Here is a 22,400-nt window from a genome sequence, read left to right on the forward strand (position 1 = left end):
CGGGCCGTCAGCCCCGCCCCGTCTGCCCCGCACCCTCAGCCTCGGGGGCGGGGCCCGGCGAGCGGGACGGCGAGGAGCTGCTGGACGACCGTGCCCCGGACGACGGCGAGGTGCACGCGCGGGGTGGTCGCGACGGTGAGGTCGTAGCCCTCGTAGCCCTCGTCGACGAGCTCGACGGCGACCGTGCCGCTGCTGCGGCTCACGTGGACGACCGGGGAGCCCGTGGTGGTGCGCTCGCCGGCGGCCTCGAGGACGTGGCGGGCCAGGTCCCCGCGGTCCAGGCCCACGCCCGCGCTGCCGGGCGCGTCGTCGCCGAGGCGCGCCCCGACGACGCGGGTGCGCTCGTCGACGACCACGGCGACGGCCACCCGCTCGTCCTGGCGCAGCGCGGGCACGCCGGCCCAGCTGACGACGACCGTCGACGAGCGGCGGTCGCCGGCGTCGGGGAAGAGCTCGGCGTAGGCGGCGGGCGTCCCGGCGTCCTCGCCGGCCGGTCGGGCGCCGGCGACCAGCGCGTCCTCCCCGGTCGGGGGCGGCACCGTCGCCAGGGACGCCGTCGCCGCGCCGGGCCCCGCAACAGGAGCGGGGGCGGTGACCCGCCCGAGGGCGAAGCCGCCCGCCACCAGCGCCACGACGACCGCCGCGGCGCCGGCCCTGCGCCGTCGCACCCCGCTCGTGCGCCCGTCGGCTCCGCCCGTCCCGGCGCCGCCGGCCGCGGCGGGCGCGTCGAGGTCCTCGGGCGCCCCGGGACCCTGCGGCCGCTGCCCGGCGTCTCCGCCGACGCCGGGACCGGCGCCGCCGCTCGGGCCGCCGCCGCCTGCACCGGCCCAGGGGTGGGGGCCGGCGCCCGGCCCGCCCAGCGCGTCGCGGCTCACCCGTCCTCCTGCACGGGCCCATCGTGCGCGCTCCGGCGCCGCACGACCCTCCGCAGGTCACCCGTCCGCCGGTCGCCCTCCTCCCGTCGCCCGCGGCGCCCCGCCCCGCGTCGCGTCTCCTGCGCCCGTCACCCGCCGGATCGGCCGCCCACCACGGCTACAGTCCTGCGCGGCCCGCCAGGGCGGCCGCAGCAGCGCGACGGATCACCGGGGAGGGGCGCCCGTGCACCTCAAGACCCTCGTGATGAAGGGCTTCAAGTCCTTCGCCTCGACGACGACCCTGCGCCTCGAGCCGGGCATCACGTGCGTCGTCGGCCCCAACGGGTCGGGCAAGTCCAACGTCGTCGACGCCCTCGCCTGGGTCATGGGCGAGCAGGGCGCGAAGAGCCTGCGCGGAGGGTCCATGCAGGACGTCATCTTCGCGGGCACCGCGGGCCGGGACGGCGCGCCGGGCCGGCCGCCGCTGGGCCGCGCCGAGGTCTCGCTGACGATCGACAACACCGACGGCGCCCTGCCGATCGACTACACCGAGGTCACCATCTCGCGGACCATGTTCCGCAGCGGCGGCAGCGAGTACGCCGTCAACGGGTCGCCGGCGCGCCTGCTCGACGTGCAGGAGCTGCTCTCGGACAGCGGCATCGGCCGCGAGATGCACGTCATCGTCGGGCAGGGGCAGCTCGACGCGGTGCTGCACGCCACGCCGGAGGACCGCCGGGGCTTCGTCGAGGAGGCCGCCGGCGTCCTCAAGCACCGGCGTCGGCGCGAGCGGGCCGTGCGCAAGCTCGACGCCATGCAGGCCAACCTGGCCCGGCTGCAGGACCTCACCGGCGAGGTGCGCCGCCAGCTCGGGCCGCTCGGGCGCCAGGCGAAGGCGGCCCGGCGGGCGCAGCTCGTGCAGCTGGAGGCGCGCGACGCCCGCGCCCGGCTCCTCGCCGACGACATCGCGCAGATGCGCGCGCTGCTGGAGCAGGACGCGGCCGACGACTCCGCGGCCCGCGCGCGCCGGGCCGAGGTGGAGGAGCAGCTCGCGGACGTGCGCCGCGACCTCGCGGACGTCGAGGCCGCCGCGGCCGCCGCGGCGCCCGCCCTCGCCGCGGCCGAGGAGGCGCCCCACCGGCTGGCCCGCGTGCGCGAGCGCCTGCGCGGCACGGCCGAGCTCGCCGAGGAGCGCCGGCGGCTGCTGGGCGCCGAGGAGGCCCCGCCGTCCGGGCCCGACCCCGCGGAGCTCGGGGCCCAGGCCGAGCGGCTGCGCGCCCAGGCGGCCGCCCTGGAGGAGGAGGTCGGCGCCTCGCGCGACGCGCTGGGCCGGGCCGAGCGGGCGCGGGCCGCCGCCGAGGACGAGCTCGCCGACGCCGAGCGGCGGGTGGCGGCGCTGGAGCGCGCCGCCGCCGACCGCCGCGAGGGGCTGGCCCGCCTGTCGGGGCAGGTCAGCGCGCGCCGCAGCCGGCTCGAGGCGGGACGCGCCGAGGTCGGCCGGCTGCGCGAGGCGCTGGCCGGCGCCCGCGCCCGCGGCGGGGACGCCGAGCGCGAGCACGCCCTGCTCGAGACGCAGGTGGCCGACGTCGAGGAGGGCGAGGAGGGCCTCGACGAGGAGCACGAGCGCGCCGCCGACGCCCTGGAGACGGCCGGCGCCGACCTCGAGCGCGCCCGGGAGGAGGAGCGCGCCGCCGAGCGCGACCGCGGCAGCGCCGCCGCCCGCGCCGAGGCGCTCGAGCTCGGCCTCGCCCGCCGCGACGGCTCCGGCGCGCTGCTGGACGCCGGTGACCGGCTGCCCGGCGTCCTCGGTCCCGTGACGGGCCTGCTCGCCGTCGAGCCCGGGTGGGAGGACGCCGTCGCCGCGGCGCTGCGGGGAGCGGCCGACGGCGTCGCGGTCGAGAGCCTGGGCGTCGCCGTCGACGCCCTCCGGCTCCTCCACGAGGACGACGCGGGCACCGCCTCGCTGCTCGTGGCGGCGGGCCCCGAGGCGGCGGGCCCCGCGGGGGCGAACCCGGTGGCGGACCCGGACGCGACCGCCGCCCTGCTGGCGGACGTGGCCCGGCCCGAGGACGAGGCCGTGCCCGCCCTGCAGGTGGTGCGGGCGCGCCCGGAGGCGGCCGCGGCGCTCGCGCGCCTGCTGGAGCGGGCCGTCGTCGTGCCCGGGCTCGCGCAGGCCCGGGCGCTGCTGGAGCGGGCCGGGAGCGCCGGCGTCGACCTCCTCGTCGTCACCCGTGACGGCGACGTGCTCGACCGCGACCGCGCCCGCGGGGGCAGCTCCGCCGAGGCGAGCCTGCTCGGGGTGCAGGCCGCGGCCGACGAGGCCCGCGCCGCGGAGGCGGACGCGACGGCCCGCGGCGAGCGCGCGCGCTTCGCCGTGGCGGCGGCGACCGCGGCCCGGGCGGAGGCCTCCGAGGCGGTCGAGGCCGCGCTGGAGCGCCTGCACGAGTCGGACGCCCGGCTGTCGGCCGTCGCCGAGCGGCTGGGGGCCCTCGGCGCCGCGGCCCGCTCCGCCGCCGCCGAGGCCGAGCGCCTGGAGCGGACGGTCAGCGTCGCGCAGGAGGGCGTCGAGGAGGACGAGCGCGCCCTGGCCGACCTCGAGGAGCGCCACGCGCGCGCCGCCGAGCAGCCCGCCCCCGCGGCGGGGGAGGACGCCGACGCGCAGCGGGCCCGGCGCGAGGAGCTCGCCGCGGCGGCCCGGGCGGCCAGGGCCGCCGAGACCGAGGCCCGCCTGGCGCTGCGCACGGGAGAGGAGCGCGCCCGCGCCGTGGCGAGCCGCGTGGAGGGCGCCGAGCGCGCCCGCCGCCGCGAGGAGGAGGCGCGGGCCCGCGCGGCCGAGCGCGCCGCCGCCCGGCGCCGCGACGCCGCCACCGCGTCCGCCGTCGCCGCGGCCGCGCGCACCGCCCTCGAGCGGTGCGCGAGCGCGCTCGCCCGCGCCGGGGACGAGCGCGAGCGGGCCCAGGAGGGGCGTCGGGAGCGGGCCGAGGCGTCCGCCGGCGCCCGGCGCCGTCAGGACGCCCTCGCCGCCGAGCTGGCCGAGCTCACCGACGCCGTGCACCGCGACGAGGTGGCGCGCGCCCAGCAGCGGCTGCGGCTCGAGCAGCTCGAGGAGCGCAGCCTCTCCGAGCTCGGGACCGACCCGGACGTCCTCGTCGAGGAGCACGGCCCCCACCGCCCGGTGCCGGTGCTCTCCGAGGCGACGGCCGCCGTCGACCCGCCGGGGGCCGACGAGGCGGACGGGGGCGAGGGCGCCGCCCCGCGGCCGGTCGCCCGCGGCGAGGGCGGCGACCCCGACGACGCGACCGATGACGACGACGCGGGTGAGCCGCCCACGACCCCGTACGTGCGCGCCGAGCAGGAGCAGCGCCTGCGCCGGGCCGAGCGCGCGCTCGCGCAGCTCGGGCGGGTCAACCCGCTGGCGCTGGAGGAGTTCGCCGCGCTCGAGGAGCGGCACGCCTTCCTCGTCGAGCAGCTCGACGACCTCACGCGCTCGCGCCAGGACCTGCTCGGGATCGTCGCCGACGTCGACGCCCGCGTGCAGCGGGTCTTCGCCGAGGCCTACGAGGACGTCGCCGCCGCCTTCGAGCGCGTCTTCGCCCGCCTCTTCCCCGGCGGCGAGGGGCGCCTCGTGCTCACCGACCCCGGCGACATGCTCACCACCGGCATCGAGGTCGAGGCGCGGCCCGCGGGCAAACGGGTCAAGCGCCTGTCGCTGCTGTCCGGCGGCGAGCGCTCGCTGGCCGCCGTCGCGTTCCTCGTGGCGATCTTCACGGCCCGGCCGAGCCCCTTCTACGTCCTCGACGAGGTCGAGGCGGCGCTCGACGACACGAACCTCGGCCGCCTGATCGACGTCATGGAGGAGCTGCGCGCCTCCAGCCAGCTCGTCGTCATCACGCACCAGAAGCGCACCATGGAGGTCGCCGACGCCCTCTACGGCGTCACGATGCGCGGAGACGGCGTGACGACGGTCGTCAGCCAGCGGCTGCGCGAGGTCGCCCCCGCCTGAGGGCGGCCGCCGTCCCCTCCGCCACCCCCGTCCCAGGCCGGCGCGGACGTTGCGATCCGGGCTCGGTCGCGCGTGGCGCCGTGACCCTGCGTCGTTCGTGGGTGACGCTGTGCTCATGACTCTGGGGGGCGCGACCGTGGTGGCCGCCTACACGCTCTTCGCCGTCCTGCTCGCCCTCGTGGTGGTCGCGGTCGCCTGCTGGGCGCAGCTCGAGGGCCGCCGCGCGCGGGGCGACCGGCTCGGCCGCGCCCTCGCGCCCCTCATGCGCGGCCTCGAGGCCGGCGGCGCCCGCGCGGCGGCAGCGGGACGCTCCCTGCTCGAGCCCCGAACCCCCGCGGACGCCGGGAGCGGGGCGACGCCGACCGACGACGCCCCGACCGACGACGCCCCGACCGACGACGCCTCGACCGGCGGCGACGCCCCGGCCGGGGGCGGCGCGCGCCCCGAGCGCGGTCCCCGGGTCGCGGCGCGCGCCCGGTCCGCGGCCGCCGGTGCCCTCGACGCCGTGGCGCGGGGGGCCGGCGCCCTCTCGGGCCGCCTGGCGGCGCAGGGCGAGGCCCGCTCGCCCGAGAGCCCCGCACACGCCCGTCCTTCCGTCGAGGGGAGCCCGGCCGAGGAGGTGCCGGCCGAGGAGGCCCCGGTCCCAGAGGTGCCGGTCGAGGAGGTGCCGGTCGAGGAGGGCGTGCGCGGGGACGCCGCCCGCGGGGGCGGCGCCCGGGTCGAGCGCCGCCGGCCGGGGAGGCCGTGGTCCCGGCCCGCTCCCGCCCCGACCGAGGGCGGCGCGGAGCCCGCCGCGCCGCCGGCCGAGGACCACGACCGGACGACGGCGGGCGCCGAGGCCGCCGACCCGCGGCGCGACCGCCTGCCCGACGAGCTGCGCGACCGCCTGGCCGGGTAGGGCCGTCCCCGGCGCCCGCCGGCGTCGGCGGCGGGCCGGACGGGGCCCGTCGGCGCGGGCTGAGGGAGGGGTCGGCTCCTCCGGCGTCTGCGAGGATCGGAGCCGTGGAGTACCTCGAGCTCATCATCGGCATCGCCGTCGCGGCGGTGCTCGTCCTCGGCGGCGCGGCCGCCGCGCTGGTGCGCCGCGCGCGCGGCCGCGACGTCGAGGAGCTGCCGCCCTCGCGACCGCGCCCCGGCCTGGACTACGCCCCCGGCGTCGGCGACGACGACCAGGAGCCCCGGGACACGCCGACGCGCACGGTCGAGGAGCTGCCCGCGCTCGACGAGGTCGACGCCTCCGAGGCGCCGGTCGAGGCGGAGGCGGGCCCCCAGCTGGAGCGCCCCGAGCCGGCGGCCGGGCGGCTCGTCCGCCTCCGCGAGCGGCTCTCCCGCTCGAACACCGCCCTCGGCCAGGGCCTGCTCGCCCTCCTGTCGCGCGAGCGCGTCGACGAGGCCACCTGGGAGGAGGTCGAGGAGACCCTCCTGCTGGCGGACCTGGGGGCCGGCCCGACCGAGGAGCTCGTCGAGCGGCTCCGCGAGCGGGTCCGCGTCCTCGGCACCCGCGACGCCGACGCGCTGCGGTCCCTCCTCGCGGAAGAGCTCCTCGAGCTCGTCGGCCCGGACGTCGACCGGTCCCTCGCCACGACGCCGCACGACGGCCGCCCCGCCGTCGTCCTCGTCGTCGGCGTCAACGGCACGGGCAAGACGACGACCGTCGGCAAGCTGGCGCGCGTCCTCGTGGCGGAGGACAAGGACGTCGTCCTCGGCGCCGCCGACACCTTCCGCGCCGCCGCCGCCGACCAGCTCCAGACGTGGGGCGAGCGCGTCGGCGTGCCGACGGTCCGCTCCTTCACCGACGGCGCCGACCCCGCCTCGGTCGCCTTCGACGCCGTGCGGGCCGGCCGGGAGGGCGAGGTCGACGTCGTGCTGCTCGACACCGCGGGCCGGCTGCAGAACAAGGTCGGTCTCATGGACGAGCTGGGCAAGGTCAAGCGGGTGGCCGAGAAGGCCCTCGACGGCGCCGGGACCATCGACGAGGTGCTCCTCGTCCTCGACGCGACGACCGGCCAGAACGGGCTGCAGCAGGCCAAGGTCTTCTCCGAGGCCGTCGACGTCACCGGCATCGTCCTCACCAAGCTCGACGGCACCGCCAAGGGCGGGATCGTCGTCTCCGTCCAGCGCCAGCTGGGCGTCCCGGTCAAGCTCGTCGGGCTCGGCGAGGGCGCGGACGACCTCGCGCCCTTCGAGCCGCGGGCCTTCGTCGACGCCCTCCTCGCCTGACGGCCCGCGGGGGCGTCCGAGTCGTGGCCGACGGGGGAGACGGGGCCGACGGGGCGACCTCGCCGTCCACCGGGGACGACGAGCGGCAGGCCGGGGACGAGAGGGCGGACGGCACCGGCTGGGTGCGCCCCCGCCCCGGGCGGCGCGCGCTCCTGGCCGACGTCGGCTGGGGGGCGGTCGCGACGACGACGTGCGTCCTCGGCCTGGAGCTGACGCGGGCCGTCTCCGACGCGCTGCCGCAGGCGGCGCCCGCCCGGGTCGAGGACGTCGCGTGGACCGTCCTCGTCGCCGCGCCGCTGGCCGTCCGGCGCCTGCTGCCGCTGACGGCGATGGTCGTCTCGACAGGGGCCTTCGTCGCCCTCGGCGAGCGGCACCTCGCCTCGGCGTCGACCTTCACGCTCAACCTCGTCCTCTTCCTCGTGCTCCTGTCCGGGACGGCGTGGGCGCGCGACCGCCGGAGGCTCGCGGTCGTCTGGGTCGTCGTCCTCACGGCGATGGCCGGCTGGTACCTGCTGCGCGTCGTGCTCCTGCCGGTCGGGACCGGGCCCACGTCGGCCGCCCTCGTGGGCCTGACCGCGCTCATCAACGTCGTGTACTTCGCGGGGGCCCTCCTCGGCGGGCGGGCGCTGTGGCGGGGCGCGCGCGACAGCGCCGCCCTGCACCGCACGGCCGCGCAGCTGCGCCGCGAGCAGGAGCGCGCCGCCCGGGCCGCCGTCGTCGCCGAGCGCCTGCGCATCGCCCGCGAGCTCCACGACGTCGTCGCCCACCACGTGAGCACCACCGGCGTGCGCGCCGCGGCGGCCCGCCGGGTGCTCGAGCGGGGCGCCGACGACGGGACGGGCGTCGCCCGCGCCGCCGCGGCGCTGCGGGAGGTCGAGGAGGGCAGCCGCTCCGCCGTCACCGAGATGCGCGACCTCCTGGGCGTCCTGCGCGACCCCGGTGCGGACCCCGACGGCGACGCCGGCGCCGGGCCCGCGGACGTGCCGCCGGGCGAGGCCCCGCGCGAGCTGCCGCAGCCGTCGCCGGCGGACCTGCCGCGGCTCGTCGAGGAGGTCCGCGCCTGCGGGCTCGACGTGGGGCTCGTCGTCGTCGGGGAGCCCGCCCCGCTGCCGGGCACGACGGGCACCAGCCTCCACCGGCTCGTGCAGGAGGCCCTCGCCAACGTCGCCCGACACTCCGCGGCCGGGGCGGCGCGCGTCGTCGTCCGGTGGGTGCCGGACGGCGGCCACGCCCGCCCGCCCGGTCACGTCGAGGAGGGTCACGTCGAGCAGGGTCACGTCGAGGAGGGCCACCTCGAGAAGGGCCACGTCGAGGTGGAGGTCGTCGACGACGGCCCCGCCCGCTCGGCGGCGCAGCGCTCGACGGGCACGGGCCTCGGGCACGTCGGCATGCGCGAGCGCGCCGCGCTCGCCGGCGGCTGGGTCGAGGTGGGCCCCCGTCCCGGCGGCGGCTACCGGGTGCGCGCCCGCTACCCGCTGGCCGAGCCCGCCCGGCCGCCGCGGTGAGCCCGCCGGTGCGCGTCCTGCTCGTGGACGACCAGGCGCTCGTCCGCAGCGGCTTCCGCATGATCCTCGAGGTCGAGCCGGACCTCGAGGTGGTGGGCGAGGCCGCCGACGGCGCCGCGGGCGTCGCCGCGGCCGCCGAGCTGCGCCCCGACGTCGTCCTCATGGACGTGCGCATGCCCGGGCTCGACGGCGTCGCCGCGACGGAGCGGGTCGTCGCGGCCGGCACGGGGCGCGTCGTCGTCCTCACGACCTTCGACACCGACGACCACCTCTTCGCGGCCCTGCGGGCGGGCGCCTCCGGCTTCCTGCTGAAGAACGCCGACCCGGACGAGCTCGTCGCCGCCGTCCGCGCGGTCGCGCGGGGCGACGCGCTCCTGGCGCCCGCGGTGACCCGGCGCGTCGTCGAGCGCTTCGCGGCGCCCTCGGGGGCGTCCTTCCGGCCCGAGCTCGTGGCCGGCCTCACCGAGCGCGAGCGCGGCGTGCTCGTCCTCCTCGCGCGCGGCCTGTCCAACGGCGAGATCGCCGCCGAGCTCGTCCTCGGGGAGGCGACGGTGAAGACCCACGTCTCGCGGGTGCTCCTCAAGCTGGGGGTGCGCGACCGGGTCCGCGCCGTCGTGCTGGCCTACGAGAGCGGCCTCGTGCGCCCCGGCGACGGCGGCTGAGCAGGAGGGGTCGCCGGCGCGAGGGCGCGGGTCCCGGCACGCGCAGCAGGGGCAGGACGCCGCAGGAGCAGGACGCGGCAGGAGCAGGACGCCCGGCGGAGGGCCGGGGCGCGCCGTCCGCCGCGCGGGGGAGCGGCGCGTCGTCCCCGCGGCGGACGCGCCGCCGCGCCCGAGCGGCCTAGCGTCGCGGCACGGGCCGGGAGCGGCCCGTGGACGACGACGAGGAGGGGGCGCGGCGGTGCTCTCGGCACGGGGCCTGGTCCGGCGGTTCGGCGACGCGGTCGTGCTCGACGGGGTGGACCTCGACGTCCTCCCCGGGCGCATGACGGGCTTCGTGGGGGCCAACGGCGCGGGCAAGACGACGACCATGCGGATCCTCCTGGGCGTGCTGGCGCCCTCGGCCGGGGAGGTCCGCTGGGACGGGCGCCCGGTCACGGCGGCCGACCGGCGCGACATGGGCTACATGCCCGAGGAGCGCGGCCTCTACCCCAAGCAGCGCGTGGCCGAGCAGCTCGTGCACCTCGGCCGCCTGCACGGCCTGGGGACGCAGGAGGCCCGGGCGTCCGTCGGCTCGCTGCTGGAGCGCCTCGACCTCGCCGGGCGCGCCGACGACCGCCTCGACAGCCTCTCGCTGGGCAACCAGCAGCGCGTGCAGGTGGCCGCGGCCCTGGTCCACGGCCCGTCCGCCCTCGTCCTCGACGAGCCGTTCAGCGGCCTCGACCCGCTCGCGGTCGACGCCATGGCGGCCCTGCTGCGCGAGGAGGTCGCGCGCGGGGTGCCCGTCCTCTTCTCCTCCCACCAGCTCGACCTCGTGGAGCGGCTCTGCGACGACGTCGTCGTCCTCGCGCAGGGCCGGCGCGTGGCGGCGGGCACGGTCCCCGAGCTCCGCGCCCGCGGTGGCGCGCGCACCCGCCTCGAGGTGGGCCCCGGGGCGGGCGGCGACGTCGGCGACCTCGGGTGGCTGCGCGACGTCGCCGGGGTGGACGTGCTCGACGTCGACGGCCCGCGCGCTCTCTTCACCGCCGCCGAGCCGGGCGCCGACCAGCGCGTCCTCGCCGAGGCGCTGCGCCGCGGCCCCGTCCGCGCCTTCGCCCCCGACGAGCCGTCCCTGTCCGAGGTCTTCCGGGAGGTCGTCCGATGAGCGCGCCCACCACCACGTCCGTCCCCGCCCCCGGCCCCCGGGAGGGGGCCACCGGCCGCCGCCCCGGCGGTCGCGCCGCGTGGCGCGTCGTCGCCGAGCGCGAGGTCGCCGTCAAGCTGCGGGACAAGGTCTTCGTCGGCTCTTTCCTCGTGCTGCTCGTCCTGGCCGTGGCGGGCGTCGTCCTCGGGGCCGTGCTCGGCGGCCGCACGTCCACGACGCAGCTCGCCGTCGTCGCTGGGGACGAGCGGGTCGCCGCCGTCGCCGCCGCCACGGGGGCGCTCCTCGGCCCGGACGACGAGCTCGAGGTCGTCGAGGCGCCCGACGCGGGCGCGGCGGAGGCGCTGGTGGCGGCGGGAGACGCGGACGCGGCGCTCCTGGCGGCGCCGGGCGGCGACGGCCTCGAGCTCGTCGGCGACCAGGAGGTGGCCGGGTCGTTGTCCACGCTCGTGCCGGTCGCCGCCGAGGGCGACGCCCTCGAGCGCAGCGCCGCCGCGGCGGGGACGACGCCGGAGGAGCTCCTGTCCGGCGCGGCGGTCGAGGAGCGGCTCCTCGACCCCTCCGAGGCGGACCCCGTCGCGACCACGCTCGCGCCGCTCGTCTTCGGCTTCCTCTTCTACCTCGTGGCCATCCAGTTCGGCATGGCGATCGCCCAGAGCGTCGTGGAGGAGAAGCAGAGCCGCGTCGTCGAGATCCTCGCGGCCGTGGTGCCTCTGCGCTCGCTCCTGCTGGGCAAGGTCGTCGCCAACGGCGCCCTGGCGCTGGCGCAGGTCGCCGCCCTCGCCGGCGTCGTCCTGGTCGGCCTCGCGGCCACCGGGGAGGGCGAGCTGCTGGGCGCCGTGGGCGCGCCCGTCCTGTGGTTCGTCGTCTTCTTCGTGCTCGGCTTCGTCGCCCTGGCCTGCGTGTGGGCCGTGGCCGGGTCGGTCGCCACCCGCACCGAGGACCTGCAGGGGACGACGACGCCGCTGCTCGTGGCGCTCCTCGCCGCCTTCTACGCCGGCATCTTCGGCAGCGGCTGGGTCCTCGTCGTCGCGTCCTACGTGCCCGTGGCCTCGACGGTGGCCATGCCGACGCGCCTCGTCGCGGGCGAGGCGGCCTGGTGGGAGCCCCTCGTCTCGGCGGGGCTCGTGCTCCTCGCCGCGGTCGTCCTCGTGCGCGTCGGCGCCCGGCTCTACGAGCGGTCGCTGCTGCGGACCGACCGGCGCTCCTCGGTGCGCGAGCTGCTGCGCGAGCGGGGCTGACGCCGGCGCTCGACGTCGGACGGAGGCCACCCGTCGGCCGTCCACCGCGATGAGGCGGCGCGGCGCTCCCGGCGGGGACGCGGCCCTGAGCGCGGACTTCGCGGGCTCGAGCTCGGCGCGTCGTCCCGCGGAGTCCGCGCCCCCGGTGGTGGCACGGCGCGCCGTCCCGCGAGGTCCGCGCCCACGAGGGCGGCCCACGTGCGCGTCACGGCCGGGGCGCGGGCCCGCGCTGCGCACGTCGTCGCGGGGGCCGCGTCGGGTGCGGAGGGCGACGAGCGCTCACCGACCGCGACCAGCCGGCGGGCGGCCGCGGGCCGTTCACGCACGTCTTACCTGGGCCGCTGCGACGACACGCGCCCGTAACACGGCGCGGCAGGGGCCGTAACGGCCCACCGGGATGTTCGTCCCCGCAGCGCCCGCCCGGCGCCGCCCCCGGCCCGCGCCCCGCGGGCCCGGCACCCGACCTCAGGAGGACGAGTGAACACCGGCGACACCGCCTGGATCCTCACCAGCGCCGCGCTGGTGCTGCTGATGACCCCGGGCCTCGCGCTCTTCTACGGCGGCATGGTCCGCATGAAGAGCGTCCTCAACATGATGATGATGAGCTTCGGCGCCATGGCGCTCGTGAGCATCCTCTGGGTGCTCTACGGCTACTCCTTCGCCTTCGGGAACGACGTGGGCCTGGGTCTGCTCGGGGACCCGGCGGAGTTCTTCGGGCTGGCCGGGATGATGACCGAGGACCCGGAGGCCGCCTACCCGGTCATGGCCTTCGTGGCCTTCCAGATGGTCTTCGCCATCATCACCGTGGCCCTCATCTCCGGCGCCATCGCCGACCGCACCAAGTTCTCCACGTGGATGGTCTTCGTGGCGATCTGGGTGACGGTCGTCTACTTCCCGGTCGCCCACTGGGTCTTCGCCTTCGACGGCGACGGCGTCACGGGCGGCTGGATCGCCAACACCCTCGGCGCCCTCGACTTCGCGGGCGGCACGGCCGTCCACATCAACGCCGGCGCGGCGGCCCTCGCCCTCGTGCTCGTCATCGGCAAGCGCCGCGGCTTCGGCCGCGAGCCCATGCGCCCGCACAACCTCCCGCTCGTCATGCTCGGCGCCGGGCTGCTGTGGTTCGGCTGGTTCGGCTTCAACGCCGGCTCGGCGCTGTCGGCCGGCAACACGGCGGCCGTCGCCTTCGTCAACACGCTCTGCGCCACCGGCGCCGCCGCCCTCGCGTGGCTCCTCGTGGAGCGCCTGCGCGACGGGCACCCGACGTCGCTCGGCGCGGCCTCCGGCATCGTCGCGGGCCTCGTGGCCATCACCCCCGCCTGCAACGCCGTCTCGCCCGTCGGCGGCATGCTCATCGGCGCGATCGCCGGCGCGCTGTGCGCCCTCGCGGTCGGCCTCAAGTACAAGCTCGGCTACGACGACTCGCTCGACGTCGTCGGCGTCCACCTCGTCGGCGGCATCGTCGGCACGGTCCTCATCGGCGTCTTCGGCACGGCCACCTCGCCGGCCGGCGTCGACGGCCTCCTCTTCGGCGGCGGTGTCGACCAGCTCTGGCGCCAGGTCGTCGGCGCGCTCGCCGTCCTCGTCTTCTCCTTCGTGGTGACCTTCGTCATCGCGTCGGTGCTGAAGGCCACCATGGGCTTCCGCGTCGACGAGGCCGCCGAGGAGGGCGGGATCGACCAGGCCGAGCACGCCGAGTCGGGCTACGACTTCGGCACCTTCGGCTCCGGGGCCGGCCCCCGCTCGGCCGTCAGCCACCGCCGCACCACCGACGAGGAGGTCTCCGCGTGAAGCTCATCACCGCGGTCATCAAGCCCCACAAGCTCGACGACGTGAAGGCGGCCCTCGAGGCCTTCGGCGTCCAGGGGCTGACCGTCAGCGAGGCCAGCGGCTACGGCCGCCAGCGCGGCCACACCGAGGTCTACCGCGGGGCCGAGTACACCGTGGACCTCGTGCCGAAGGTGCGCGTCGAGGTCGTCGTCGACGACGTCGACGGGGCCGACGTCGTGGGCGCCGTCGTCAGCGCGGCCTCCACCGGCCGCATCGGCGACGGCAAGGTCTGGGTCGTGCCGGTCGAGGACGTGGTCCGCGTCCGCACGGGCGAGCGCGGGGTCGACGCCCTCTAGGCGCGGGAGCCCCCGGCGGCACCCCACCCGACGGCGCGGGCCTGCGGACGACGCGGGCCCGCGCCGTCGGCGCGTCGGGCGTCGAGCACTCCGGGTGACGGTGACCACGCACGGTGCCGCACCGTGCTCCTCGCCCGCGGGGCCTGCGGGGGCGGCGGCACCACGGCGGCACCACGGGCCAGTCACGACGAGCGACGGGCGGGATCGCCCGGCAGGGACGGAGGGGCCATGGGAGCCACCGGGAGCGCGACGACCGCACCGGACGGGCCGCGGCGCAGGGACCTGCGGACCGAGCGGCTCGCGCTCGCGGTCCGCGCGGGCCTGGACGACCGCACGGCGGGGCCCGCGCGCCGCGAGCGGCTCGCCGGCCTCGTCGACGGCTGGCTCGAGGAGGTGTGGGAGGGCGCCGCGGCCTCCGTCGGCGCGCGCGCCGGCGCGGGCACGACCGGGGTGGCCCTCGTCGCCGTCGGGAGCCACGCCCGCCGGGAGGCCGGGCCGGCGAGCGACCTCGACCTCGTGCTCCTCCACGACGGGCGCACCTGGGCGCCCGAGCAGCTGGCGGAGGTCGCCGACCGGGTCTGGTACCCCGTGTGGGACGCGAGCCTGCGCCTGGACCACTCCGTCCGCTCCGTGGCGGACTGCCGCCAGGTCGCGGCCGACGACGTCACCGCCGCCGTCGGCCTGCTCGACCTGCGGCCCGTGGCCGGGGACGCGGCCATGGCGCTGCACGCCCGCGAGGCGCTGCGTGAGGACTGGCGGCGGGGCGCGCGCCAGCGCCTCCCCGGGCTCCTCGCCTCCACCGCCGAGCGGGCGGCCTCCCACGGCGAGCTCGCCTACCTCCTCGAGGGGGACCTCAAGGAGGCCCGCGGCGGGCTGCGCGACGCCGTCGTCCTGCAGTCCATCGTCGCGAGCTGGCTGGCCGACGCCCCCCACGGCAGCTCGGGCGAGGCCCGGCTGCGGCTGCTCGACGTCCGCGACGCGCTGCACGCCGTCACGGGGCGGCCGGGGGAGCGGCTGCTCCTGCACGAGCAGGACGCGGTCGCCGTGGCCATGGGGCTCGAGGACGCCGACGCGCTGCTCGCCGAGGTGGCCCTCGCCGCGCGCGCCCTCGCGTGGTCCCTCGACGTCACCGCGCGCCGCGCCACCGGCGCCGCCACCACGCGCCGCGGCTGGCGCCGGCGCCGGCCCGTGCAGCGCGCCGTCGAGGTCGACCTCGTCGAGCACGAGGGCGAGCTCTGCCTCGGCGCGGCGGCCCGCCCCTCGAGCGACCCGACCCTGGCGCTGCGGGCCGCGGCGGCCGCCGCCAAGGAGGGGCTGCCCCTGTCGCCCGTCACGGCCGGGCACCTCGCCACGGGGTCCCCGGTGCCGGGGACGCCGTGGCCGGCGCCCGCCCGCACGGCGCTGCTCGAGCTGCTCGGCACGGGGGAGCGGCAGGTGCCCGTGTGGGAGACCCTCGACCAGGCGGGGCTCGTGACCGCCTGGTTCCCCGAGTGGCGGGCCGTCCGCAACCGGCCCCAGCGCACCGTCGTCCACCGGCACACCGTCGACCGCCACCTCGTCGAGACGTGCGTGCAGGCCGAGGAGCGGCTGGGGGACGTCGCCCGCCCCGACCTGCTGCTCCTCACCTGCCTGGTGCACGACCTCGGCAAGACGGCGGGCGCCCGCGACCACAGCGAGGTCGGCGCGCCCCTCGCCGAGGCCGTCGCCCGGCGCACCGGGCTGCCCGAGGAGGACGTCGCCGTCGTCCGCCGGCTCGTGCGGCACCACCTCGCGCTCGTCGACCTGGCCACGCGGCGCGACCCCGACGACCCGCGCACGGTCGCCGAGCTCGTGGAGGTCGTCGACGGCCGCGAGGACGTCCTCGACCTGCTGCGCGCGCTCACCGAGGCCGACGCCCGCGCGGCCGGGCCCGCGGCGTGGACGGCGTGGCGGCGGCGCCTCGTCGACGACCTCGTCGCCCGGGCGCGCTCCGCCCTCCAGGGCCGCGAGCCCCCGGGGCCGGCCCCGCTCACCGCGGCCGAGCGAGGACTCGTCGCCGCCGTCCTCCTCGACGGCACGCCGCGGGTCGAGACGAGCCCGCTCCTCGGGCTGCACGGCGTCACCGTCGTCGCCCCCGACCGGCCCGGCCTCTTCGGCGACGTGGCGGGGCTGCTCGCCGCGCACGGGCTGGCGGTGCGCTCGGCGCTCGTGCGCACCGTCGACGGCGTGGCCGTCGACACGTGGTGGGTCCACGGCAGCCGCGGCGTGCCCGACCCCGCCGTCCTGCGGACCGAGCTCCTGCGGCTGGGCGCCGGCGACGCCTCCGTGCTGGAGCGCCTCGCGCGGCGGGACGCCGGCTGGCGCCCCCCGCGCCTGGGCGGCGACGCGGCGCCCCGCGTCCTCGTCGTGCCCGGCGCCTCGGAGGACGCGACGGTCGTCGAGGTGCGGGCGCCGGACCGCCCGCGGCTGCTGCACCGCCTCGGCAGCGCGCTGCGCGAGGAGGGGGTCGACGTCCGCAGCGCCCACGTCGCGACGCACTCCTCGCGGGCCGTCGACGTGCTCTACCTGTGCGAGCCCGGCGGCGGCCCGCTGAGCCCCGGCCGCACCGCTCGCGTCGTCGGGGTGCTCACCGACGCCGCCTCCGGCGAGCCCGCTCCCGCCGGCGCGTCCGCCGGGTCCACCGGCGGGTCCGTCCCCGCGCGCGCGGCCGGGGCCGCCGCCCCGCGGGCGGGCGGGGCGGGCGGGGGCGGCGGGTAGCCTCGGCGCGTGTTCTCCTCCCTCTCCGACCGGCTGTCGGCGACCTTCAAGGGCCTGCGCGGCAAGGGCCGCCTGTCCGAGGCCGACGTCGACGCCACCGTCCGCGAGATCCGCCGGGCGCTGCTCGACGCCGACGTCGCCCTGCCCGTGGTGCGCCAGTTCGCCGCCTCGGTGCGCGAGCGGGCGCTGTCGGCGGAGGTCTCGGGCGCGCTGAACCCGGCGCAGCAGGTCGTCAAGATCGTCCACGAGGAGCTCGTGGGCGTCCTCGGCGGGCAGACGCGGCGCCTGCGCTTCGCCAAGAACCCCCCGACGGTCATCATGCTCGCGGGCCTGCAGGGCGCCGGGAAGACGACGCTGGCCGGCAAGCTCGGCCGGTGGCTGCGCGAGCAGGGCCACGCGCCGCTGCTCGTGGCCGCGGACCTCCAGCGGCCCAACGCCGTCACCCAGCTGCAGGTCGTGGGCGAGCGGGCGGGCGTCGCCGTCTTCGCGCCCGAGCCGGGCAACGGCGTGGGCGACCCGGTGGACGTGGCCCGCCGCGGCGTCGCCGCCGCGCGCGAGCGCCAGCACGACGTCGTCGTCGTCGACACGGCCGGCCGTCTCGGCGTCGACGCCGAGATGATGCAGCAGGCCGCCGACATCCGCGCCGCCACGGAGCCCGACGAGGTGCTCTTCGTCGTCGACGCGATGATCGGCCAGGACGCCGTCGTGACGGCGCAGGCCTTCCTCGACGGCGTCGACCTCACGGGCGTCGTGCTGTCGAAGCTCGACGGCGACGCCCGAGGCGGCGCGGCCCTGTCGGTCGCCTCGGTGACGGGCCGGCCCGTCATGTTCGCCTCGACGGGCGAGGGGCTGGGGGACTTCGAGGTCTTCCACCCCGACCGGATGGCCTCGCGCATCCTCGACATGGGCGACGTCCTCACGCTCATCGAGCAGGCGGAGAAGGCCTTCGACGCCGAGCAGGCGCAGGACCTCGCCACCCGCTTCGCGAGCGGCGAGGACTTCACGCTCGACGACTTCCTCACCCAGATGCAGGGCCTGCGCAACATGGGCTCGATCAAGAAGATGCTCGGGATGCTCCCCGGCATGGGCGAGCTGCGCGAGCAGCTCGAGAGCTTCGACGAGCGCGAGATCGACCGCATCGAGGCGATCGTCCGCTCGATGACGCCGCTCGAGCGGCGCTCGCCCAAGGTGCTCAACGGCTCGCGCCGCGCGCGCATCGCCAAGGGGTCGGGCCGCACCGTCACCGACGTCAACCAGCTCCTCGACCGCTTCGCCGACGCGCAGAAGATGATGCGCTCGATGCGCAAGGGCGGCGGGATGCCCGGCATGGGCGGCCTCCCCGGCATGGGCGGCGGTCGCGGCGGCCCCGGTGGGGGGATGCCAGGCCTGCCCGGCGGGGGCAAGAAGTCCCGGGGCCGGACAGCGCCGCCGCCGAAGAAGGGCAAGGCGAAGTCCGGCAACCCCGCCAAGCGCGCGCAGCAGCAGCAGGCGGCCCCGGCCCGCAGCGCGCAGGCGCCCGGGTCCTCCTTCGGCCTCGGCCAGCAGGGCCAGCAGATGCCCGAGGACCTCGAGCTGCCGCCCGGCTTCGAGAAGTTCCTCGGCCGGTAGCGCCGCCGTGGGGCAGGTGCTGCACCTGACCGGCCGGGTCCTGCACGGTCCCGGCACGGGGTCCGACGAGGACGCCGTGCAGGGCCTGTGGGTGCTCGACGGGCGGGTCAGCACGTCGCCGCCCGCGGGGGACCACGACGTCACCGCGCTCGAGGGGTGGGTCGTCCCCGGGCTCGTCGACGCGCACTGCCACATCGGCCTCGGCGCGGGCGGCGAGGTCGACCGGGCCACGGCCGAGGAGCAGGCGCGCACCGACCGCGACGCCGGGACGCTGCTCGTGCGCGACGCCGGGTCCCCGGCCGACACGCGGTGGGTGCAGCAGCGGGAGGACCTGCCCCGGCTCGTGCGGGCGGGCCGCCACGTCGCCCGCACGCGCCGCTACCTGCGCGGCTTCGCCGAGGAGGTCGAGCCGCCGCAGCTCGTCGACGAGGTGCGCCGCCAGGCGCGCCGCGGCGACGGCTGGGTCAAGGTCGTCGGCGACTGGATCGACCGCGAGGCCGGCGACCTCGCCCCCTGCTGGTCGCGGGAGGACCTCGCGGCGGCGGCCGCGGCCGCCCACGCCGAGGGGGCGCGCATCACGGCGCACGTCTTCGGCGCGGAGGCGCTGGCCGACGTCCTGGCCGCGGGCTTCGACGGGGTGGAGCACGCGACGGCGATGGGGCCGGACGACGTGACGCTCATGGCCGAGCGGGGGACCGCCGTCGTGCCGACGCTCGTCAACATCGGCACCTTCCCCGACATCGCGGCACGGGGCGAGGGCAAGTTCCCCCGGTACGCGGCCCACATGCGGCGGCTGCACGCGCGCCGCCGCGAGGCGGTCGCGCTGGCCCACGAGGCGGGCGTCCCGCTCTTCGCAGGCACCGACGCCGGCGGCACGCTGCCGCACGGGATCCTCGCCGACGAGGTGGCCGAGATGGCGGCCGCCGGGCTCGGCCCCGCGGCCGCGCTCGACGCGGCGTGCTGGTCGGCGCGGCGGTGGCTCGGCCACCCGGCCCTGGAGGAGGGCGCGAGCGCCGACCTCCTCGTGCTGCCCGAGGACCCGCGGCGCGACGTCGCCGTGCTCGCCGCGCCGTCCGCCGTCGTCCTGCGCGGGCGGCAGGTCGCCCGGGCCGGACGGCGTCTGGCACACTAGCCCGCTGTACCGGGCGCCGAGGGACCCTCTCACCCGCGGCGCGCGAGTCCTGCAGCACCGACGCCCCGGCGGGCCCCACGCCGGGCGGGCGCGCTCACCCCAGACGAACCAGGAGAACCCCTCCACCGTGGCAGTCAAGATCCGTCTCAAGCGCCTGGGCAAGATCCGGGCCCCGTACTACCGCGTCGTCGTCGCCGACTCGCGCACCAAGCGCGACGGCCGCGCGATCGAGAAGATCGGGAAGTACCACCCGACCCAGGAGCCCTCGTTCATCGAGATCGACTCCGAGCGCGCCCAGTACTGGCTCGGCGTCGGCGCGCAGCCGACCGAGCAGGTCGCCGCGCTGCTCAAGATCACGGGCGACTGGCAGAAGTTCAAGGGCCTCCCGGGCGCCGAGGGCACGCTGCGCACGGCCGAGCCCAAGGCGGACCGCCGCGCGGCCTTCGAGGCCGCGGCCCGCGAGAGCGGCCCGGCCGAGCTCGCCCCGAAGAAGGACGCGACGGCCAAGGGCTCGGGCGAGAAGGCCTCCGAGTCGGCGCCGTCCGAGGACGCCCCGGTCGCGAAGGCCTGACGTGCTCGCCGACGCCCTCGAGCACCTCGTCCGCGGCATCGTGGACAACCCCGACGACGTGCGGGTCACCGACCGCCCGGTGCGGCGCGGGACGGTGCTCGAGGTGCGGGTGCACCCCGACGACCTGGGCCGCGTGATCGGCCGGTCGGGGCGCACGGCCACCTCGCTGCGGACCGTCCTCTCCGCGCTCTCGCGCGGGGAGGGCCCGGTGCGCGTCGACGTCGTCGACGTCGACCGCGCTCGCTGACCCGCCGGACCACCGGCGCGGTCGTCGCAGCACCGCAGCACCTGGCGCGAGCCCCTCCCGCACGGCGGGCGGGGCTCGCGCCGTCTGCGGCCCCGGGTCCCCGGTCGCAGCCGAACGACACCACCCGCACGTCCCACCCGGGCCGCCCGCCGGCCCCGACCCCGAGGAGCGCCGTGGAGCTCGTCGTCGCCCGCGCCGGCCGCCCGCACGGGCTGCGCGGCGAGGTCGCCCTGGAGGTCCGCACCGACGACCCGGGCCGCCGGCTCGCCGTCGGCGCCCGCCTGCGCACGGACCCCGACGTCGGGGTGCTGACGATCGCGAGCTCCCGCGAGCACCAGGGGCGGCCGCTCGTGGTCTTCGCCGAGGTCGCCGACCGCACCGCCGCGGAGGAGCTGCGCGGCGTCCTGCTGCTCGTCGACGTCGACCCCGACGACCCGGCCGAGGTCGAGGAGGACGCCTGGCACCGCGACCAGCTCGTCGGCCTGCGGGCGACCACGGTCGACGGGCGCGACGTCGGCGAGGTCGTCGGCCTCGAGCACCTGCCCGCCCAGGACGCGCTCGTCCTGCGGCAGCCCTCCGGCGCCACCGCCCTCGTCCCCTTCGTCCGGTCGATCGTCCCGGAGGTCGACGTCCCCGGGGGCCGGGTCGTGCTGGACCCGCCCGGCGGCCTCCTGGAGGCCGTGCCCGCGGAGGACGACGAGGCGGCGGACGACGGGGCTGAGGGCGACGGGCAGGGAGAGGACGCCGGGGGAGCGGGCGCCGAGGGACCCGCTGCGGCGGACCGCTGACGTGCGCGTCGACGTCGTCACGATCTTCCCCGACTACCTCGCCCCGCTGCAGCTGTCCCTCATCGGCCGCGCGCAGCGGCTCGGGCTGCTCGACCTGCACGTGCACGACCTGCGCGGGTGGACCGAGGACCGCCACCGCACCGTCGACGACACCCCGGCGGGCGGCGGCGCGGGCATGGTCATGCTCCCGGAGCCGTGGGGCCGCGCCCTCGACGCGGTGCACCGGGGCGAGGGCCCGGACGGCCCCGTCGGCGCCCTCCCGCCCGAGGGTGACGGCGCGGAGCCGCCCCTGCTGCTCGTGCCCAGCCCGTCCGGCAGCCCGCTCGACCAGGCGACGGCGCACGCGCTGGCCGCCGAGCCGCGGCTGGTCGTCGCCTGCGGGCGGTACGAGGGGATCGACGAGCGCGTCCTCGTCGACGCCGCGCAGCGGTACCGCGTGCAGCCCTTCAGCCTCGGCGACTACGTCCTCAACGGCGGCGAGGTCGCGGCCCTCGCGCTCGTCGAGGCCGTCGGCCGGCTCCTGCCGGGCGTCGTCGGCAACCCGGACTCGCTCCTCGAGGAGTCCCACGAGCAGGGGCTGCTCGAGCACCCCGTCTACACGCGCCCGCCGCGGTGGCGCGACCTCGACGTGCCGGACGTGCTCCTGTCCGGCCACCACGGCCAGGTCGCCCGGTGGCGCCGCGAGCAGGGGCTGCGCCGCACGGCGCGCCGCCGCCCCGACCTCCTGGCGGCGCTCGTGGCGCGGGACCCGGCGGCGCTCGACGCCGCCGACCTCGCCGTCCTCGCCGAGGAGGGCTGGACGCCCGGGAGCTGAGCCGCCGCCCTCCGACATCGGGGCGCCGAGGTCGGGGCGCCGACGTCGGGGCGCCCGCCCAGCCGGTCGGCGGGGCGGCCGGGCTGTGGCAGACTGGCCCGCCGAGCCGGACGACGGGCCCGCCCCTGCCGCAGGGGGCGAGCGGAGCCCGGAGGAGACCGGCGCGAGCCGCCCGGCGGCTCGGACCACCACGAGGACGACGGGGCGCGGCCCCGCCACGAGTGCGCGACCGGCCTGCGGCGGTGCGCGGGAGAGCAGCAGACGATGCAGACACTGGACGGGCTCGACGCAGCCTCGATGCGCGACGACATCCCCGAGTTCCGGCCCGGCGACACCGTCAAGGTGCACGTCAAGGTCATCGAGGGCACCCGCTCGCGCGTGCAGCTGTTCCAGGGCGTCGTGCTGCGCCGCCAGGGCGACGGCGTCCGCGAGACCTTCACGGCCCGCAAGGTGAGCTTCGGCGTCGGCGTGGAGCGCACCTTCCCGGTGCACACCCCCGCCATCGAGCGGATCGAGGTCGTCACCCGCGGCGACGTCCGCCGGGCGAAGCTGTACTACCTGCGCGAGCTGCGCGGCAAGGCCGCCAAGATCAAGGAGAAGCGCGAGCCCGTCTCGCGCTGACCCGGCCGGCCGCACGGCCGCGCCCGCGCCACGCCCCCGTCCGCACGGTCCTCCCGACCGTCGCGGGCGGGGGCGTCGTCGTCCGCGCCCGTCCCGCGGCCGCCCGTCGTCGTCCCCCGCCCGGGGGCGCCCGGGCG

The 22,400-nt window shown here is 78.6% G+C and carries 18 protein-coding genes; 17 read left to right on the forward strand and 1 reads right to left on the reverse strand.

Features of this window, described 5'->3' with window-relative positions; all coding sequences use genetic code 11:
- Window positions 1–35: 35 nt before the first annotated feature.
- On the reverse strand, window positions 36–875 hold the full coding sequence (locus tag Q0789_RS10190) for a hypothetical protein (RefSeq protein ID WP_298804771.1): 840 nt from the start codon (window positions 873–875) through the stop codon (window positions 36–38).
- Between the two features lie 223 nt (window positions 876–1,098).
- On the opposite strand from Q0789_RS10190, the gene smc reads away from it, so the two are divergent.
- The 17 genes from smc (at window position 1,099) to rplS (ending at window position 22,263) form a co-directional block, all read left to right on the forward strand.
- Window positions 1,099–4,854 carry a chromosome segregation protein SMC gene (gene smc, locus Q0789_RS10195; protein WP_298804773.1) on the forward strand — a complete coding sequence of 1,252 codons (3,756 nt, stop codon included), beginning with the start codon at window positions 1,099–1,101 and terminating at the stop codon, window positions 4,852–4,854.
- Window positions 4,855–4,969: 115 nt separating this feature from the next.
- On the forward strand, window positions 4,970–5,752 hold the full coding sequence (locus Q0789_RS10200) for a hypothetical protein (protein WP_298804775.1): 783 nt from the start codon (window positions 4,970–4,972) through the stop codon (window positions 5,750–5,752).
- A gap of 104 nt (window positions 5,753–5,856) precedes the next feature.
- Window positions 5,857–7,074, forward strand: coding sequence for a signal recognition particle-docking protein FtsY (gene ftsY / locus Q0789_RS10205; protein WP_298804777.1), 1,218 nt, complete (start codon window positions 5,857–5,859; stop codon window positions 7,072–7,074).
- A 23-nt stretch (window positions 7,075–7,097) separates the two neighbouring features.
- On the forward strand, window positions 7,098–8,579 hold the full coding sequence (locus Q0789_RS10210; protein ID WP_298804779.1) for a histidine kinase: 1,482 nt from the start codon (window positions 7,098–7,100) through the stop codon (window positions 8,577–8,579).
- Complete coding sequence (locus Q0789_RS10215) at window positions 8,576–9,241, forward strand: response regulator transcription factor (RefSeq protein WP_339568867.1); 666 nt, start codon at window positions 8,576–8,578, stop codon at window positions 9,239–9,241. The genes Q0789_RS10210 and Q0789_RS10215 overlap by 4 nt, the downstream gene beginning before the upstream one ends.
- A gap of 238 nt (window positions 9,242–9,479) precedes the next feature.
- Window positions 9,480–10,382, forward strand: a complete 903-nt coding sequence (locus Q0789_RS10220) for an ABC transporter ATP-binding protein (protein WP_298804783.1) — start codon at window positions 9,480–9,482, stop codon at window positions 10,380–10,382.
- Window positions 10,379–11,620, forward strand: a complete 1,242-nt coding sequence (locus Q0789_RS10225; RefSeq protein WP_298804786.1) for an ABC transporter permease — start codon at window positions 10,379–10,381, stop codon at window positions 11,618–11,620. The genes Q0789_RS10220 and Q0789_RS10225 overlap by 4 nt, the downstream gene beginning before the upstream one ends.
- A gap of 477 nt (window positions 11,621–12,097) precedes the next feature.
- Complete coding sequence (locus Q0789_RS10230; protein WP_298804787.1) at window positions 12,098–13,411, forward strand: ammonium transporter; 1,314 nt, start codon at window positions 12,098–12,100, stop codon at window positions 13,409–13,411.
- Window positions 13,408–13,746 (forward strand): P-II family nitrogen regulator, encoded by a 339-nt coding sequence (locus Q0789_RS10235; protein ID WP_298804789.1) that lies wholly within the window; start codon window positions 13,408–13,410, stop codon window positions 13,744–13,746. The genes Q0789_RS10230 and Q0789_RS10235 overlap by 4 nt, the downstream gene beginning before the upstream one ends.
- A 228-nt stretch (window positions 13,747–13,974) precedes the next feature.
- Complete coding sequence (locus tag Q0789_RS10240; RefSeq protein ID WP_298804790.1) at window positions 13,975–16,482, forward strand: [protein-PII] uridylyltransferase; 2,508 nt, start codon at window positions 13,975–13,977, stop codon at window positions 16,480–16,482.
- Between the two features lie 9 nt (window positions 16,483–16,491).
- On the forward strand, window positions 16,492–18,090 hold the full coding sequence (gene ffh / locus Q0789_RS10245; protein ID WP_298804792.1) for a signal recognition particle protein: 1,599 nt from the start codon (window positions 16,492–16,494) through the stop codon (window positions 18,088–18,090).
- Window positions 18,091–18,106: 16 nt separating this feature from the next.
- Entirely contained in the window at window positions 18,107–19,222 is a 1,116-nt protein-coding gene (locus Q0789_RS10250; RefSeq protein WP_298804794.1) for an amidohydrolase family protein, read from the forward strand.
- 127 nt (window positions 19,223–19,349) lie between these two features.
- A complete protein-coding gene (rpsP, locus tag Q0789_RS10255; protein WP_298804796.1) occupies window positions 19,350–19,793 on the forward strand; it encodes a 30S ribosomal protein S16 in 444 nt (147 codons plus the stop codon).
- A 1-nt stretch (window position 19,794) separates the two neighbouring features.
- Entirely contained in the window at window positions 19,795–20,040 is a 246-nt protein-coding gene (locus Q0789_RS10260; protein ID WP_298804798.1) for an RNA-binding protein, read from the forward strand.
- Window positions 20,041–20,213: 173 nt separating this feature from the next.
- Entirely contained in the window at window positions 20,214–20,828 is a 615-nt protein-coding gene (rimM, locus tag Q0789_RS10265) for a ribosome maturation factor RimM (RefSeq protein ID WP_298804800.1), read from the forward strand.
- A 1-nt stretch (window position 20,829) separates the two neighbouring features.
- The gene (trmD, locus tag Q0789_RS10270; RefSeq protein ID WP_298804802.1) at window positions 20,830–21,642 is read left to right on the forward strand and encodes a tRNA (guanosine(37)-N1)-methyltransferase TrmD; all 813 of its coding nucleotides are present in this window, start codon (window positions 20,830–20,832) and stop codon (window positions 21,640–21,642) included.
- 264 nt (window positions 21,643–21,906) lie between these two features.
- Complete coding sequence (rplS, locus tag Q0789_RS10275) at window positions 21,907–22,263, forward strand: 50S ribosomal protein L19 (RefSeq protein WP_171203602.1); 357 nt, start codon at window positions 21,907–21,909, stop codon at window positions 22,261–22,263.
- Window positions 22,264–22,400: the final 137 nt, after the last annotated feature.

This window comes from uncultured Pseudokineococcus sp. (genome assembly GCF_947499845.1).
Lineage (GTDB): Bacteria > Actinomycetota > Actinomycetes > Actinomycetales > Quadrisphaeraceae > Pseudokineococcus.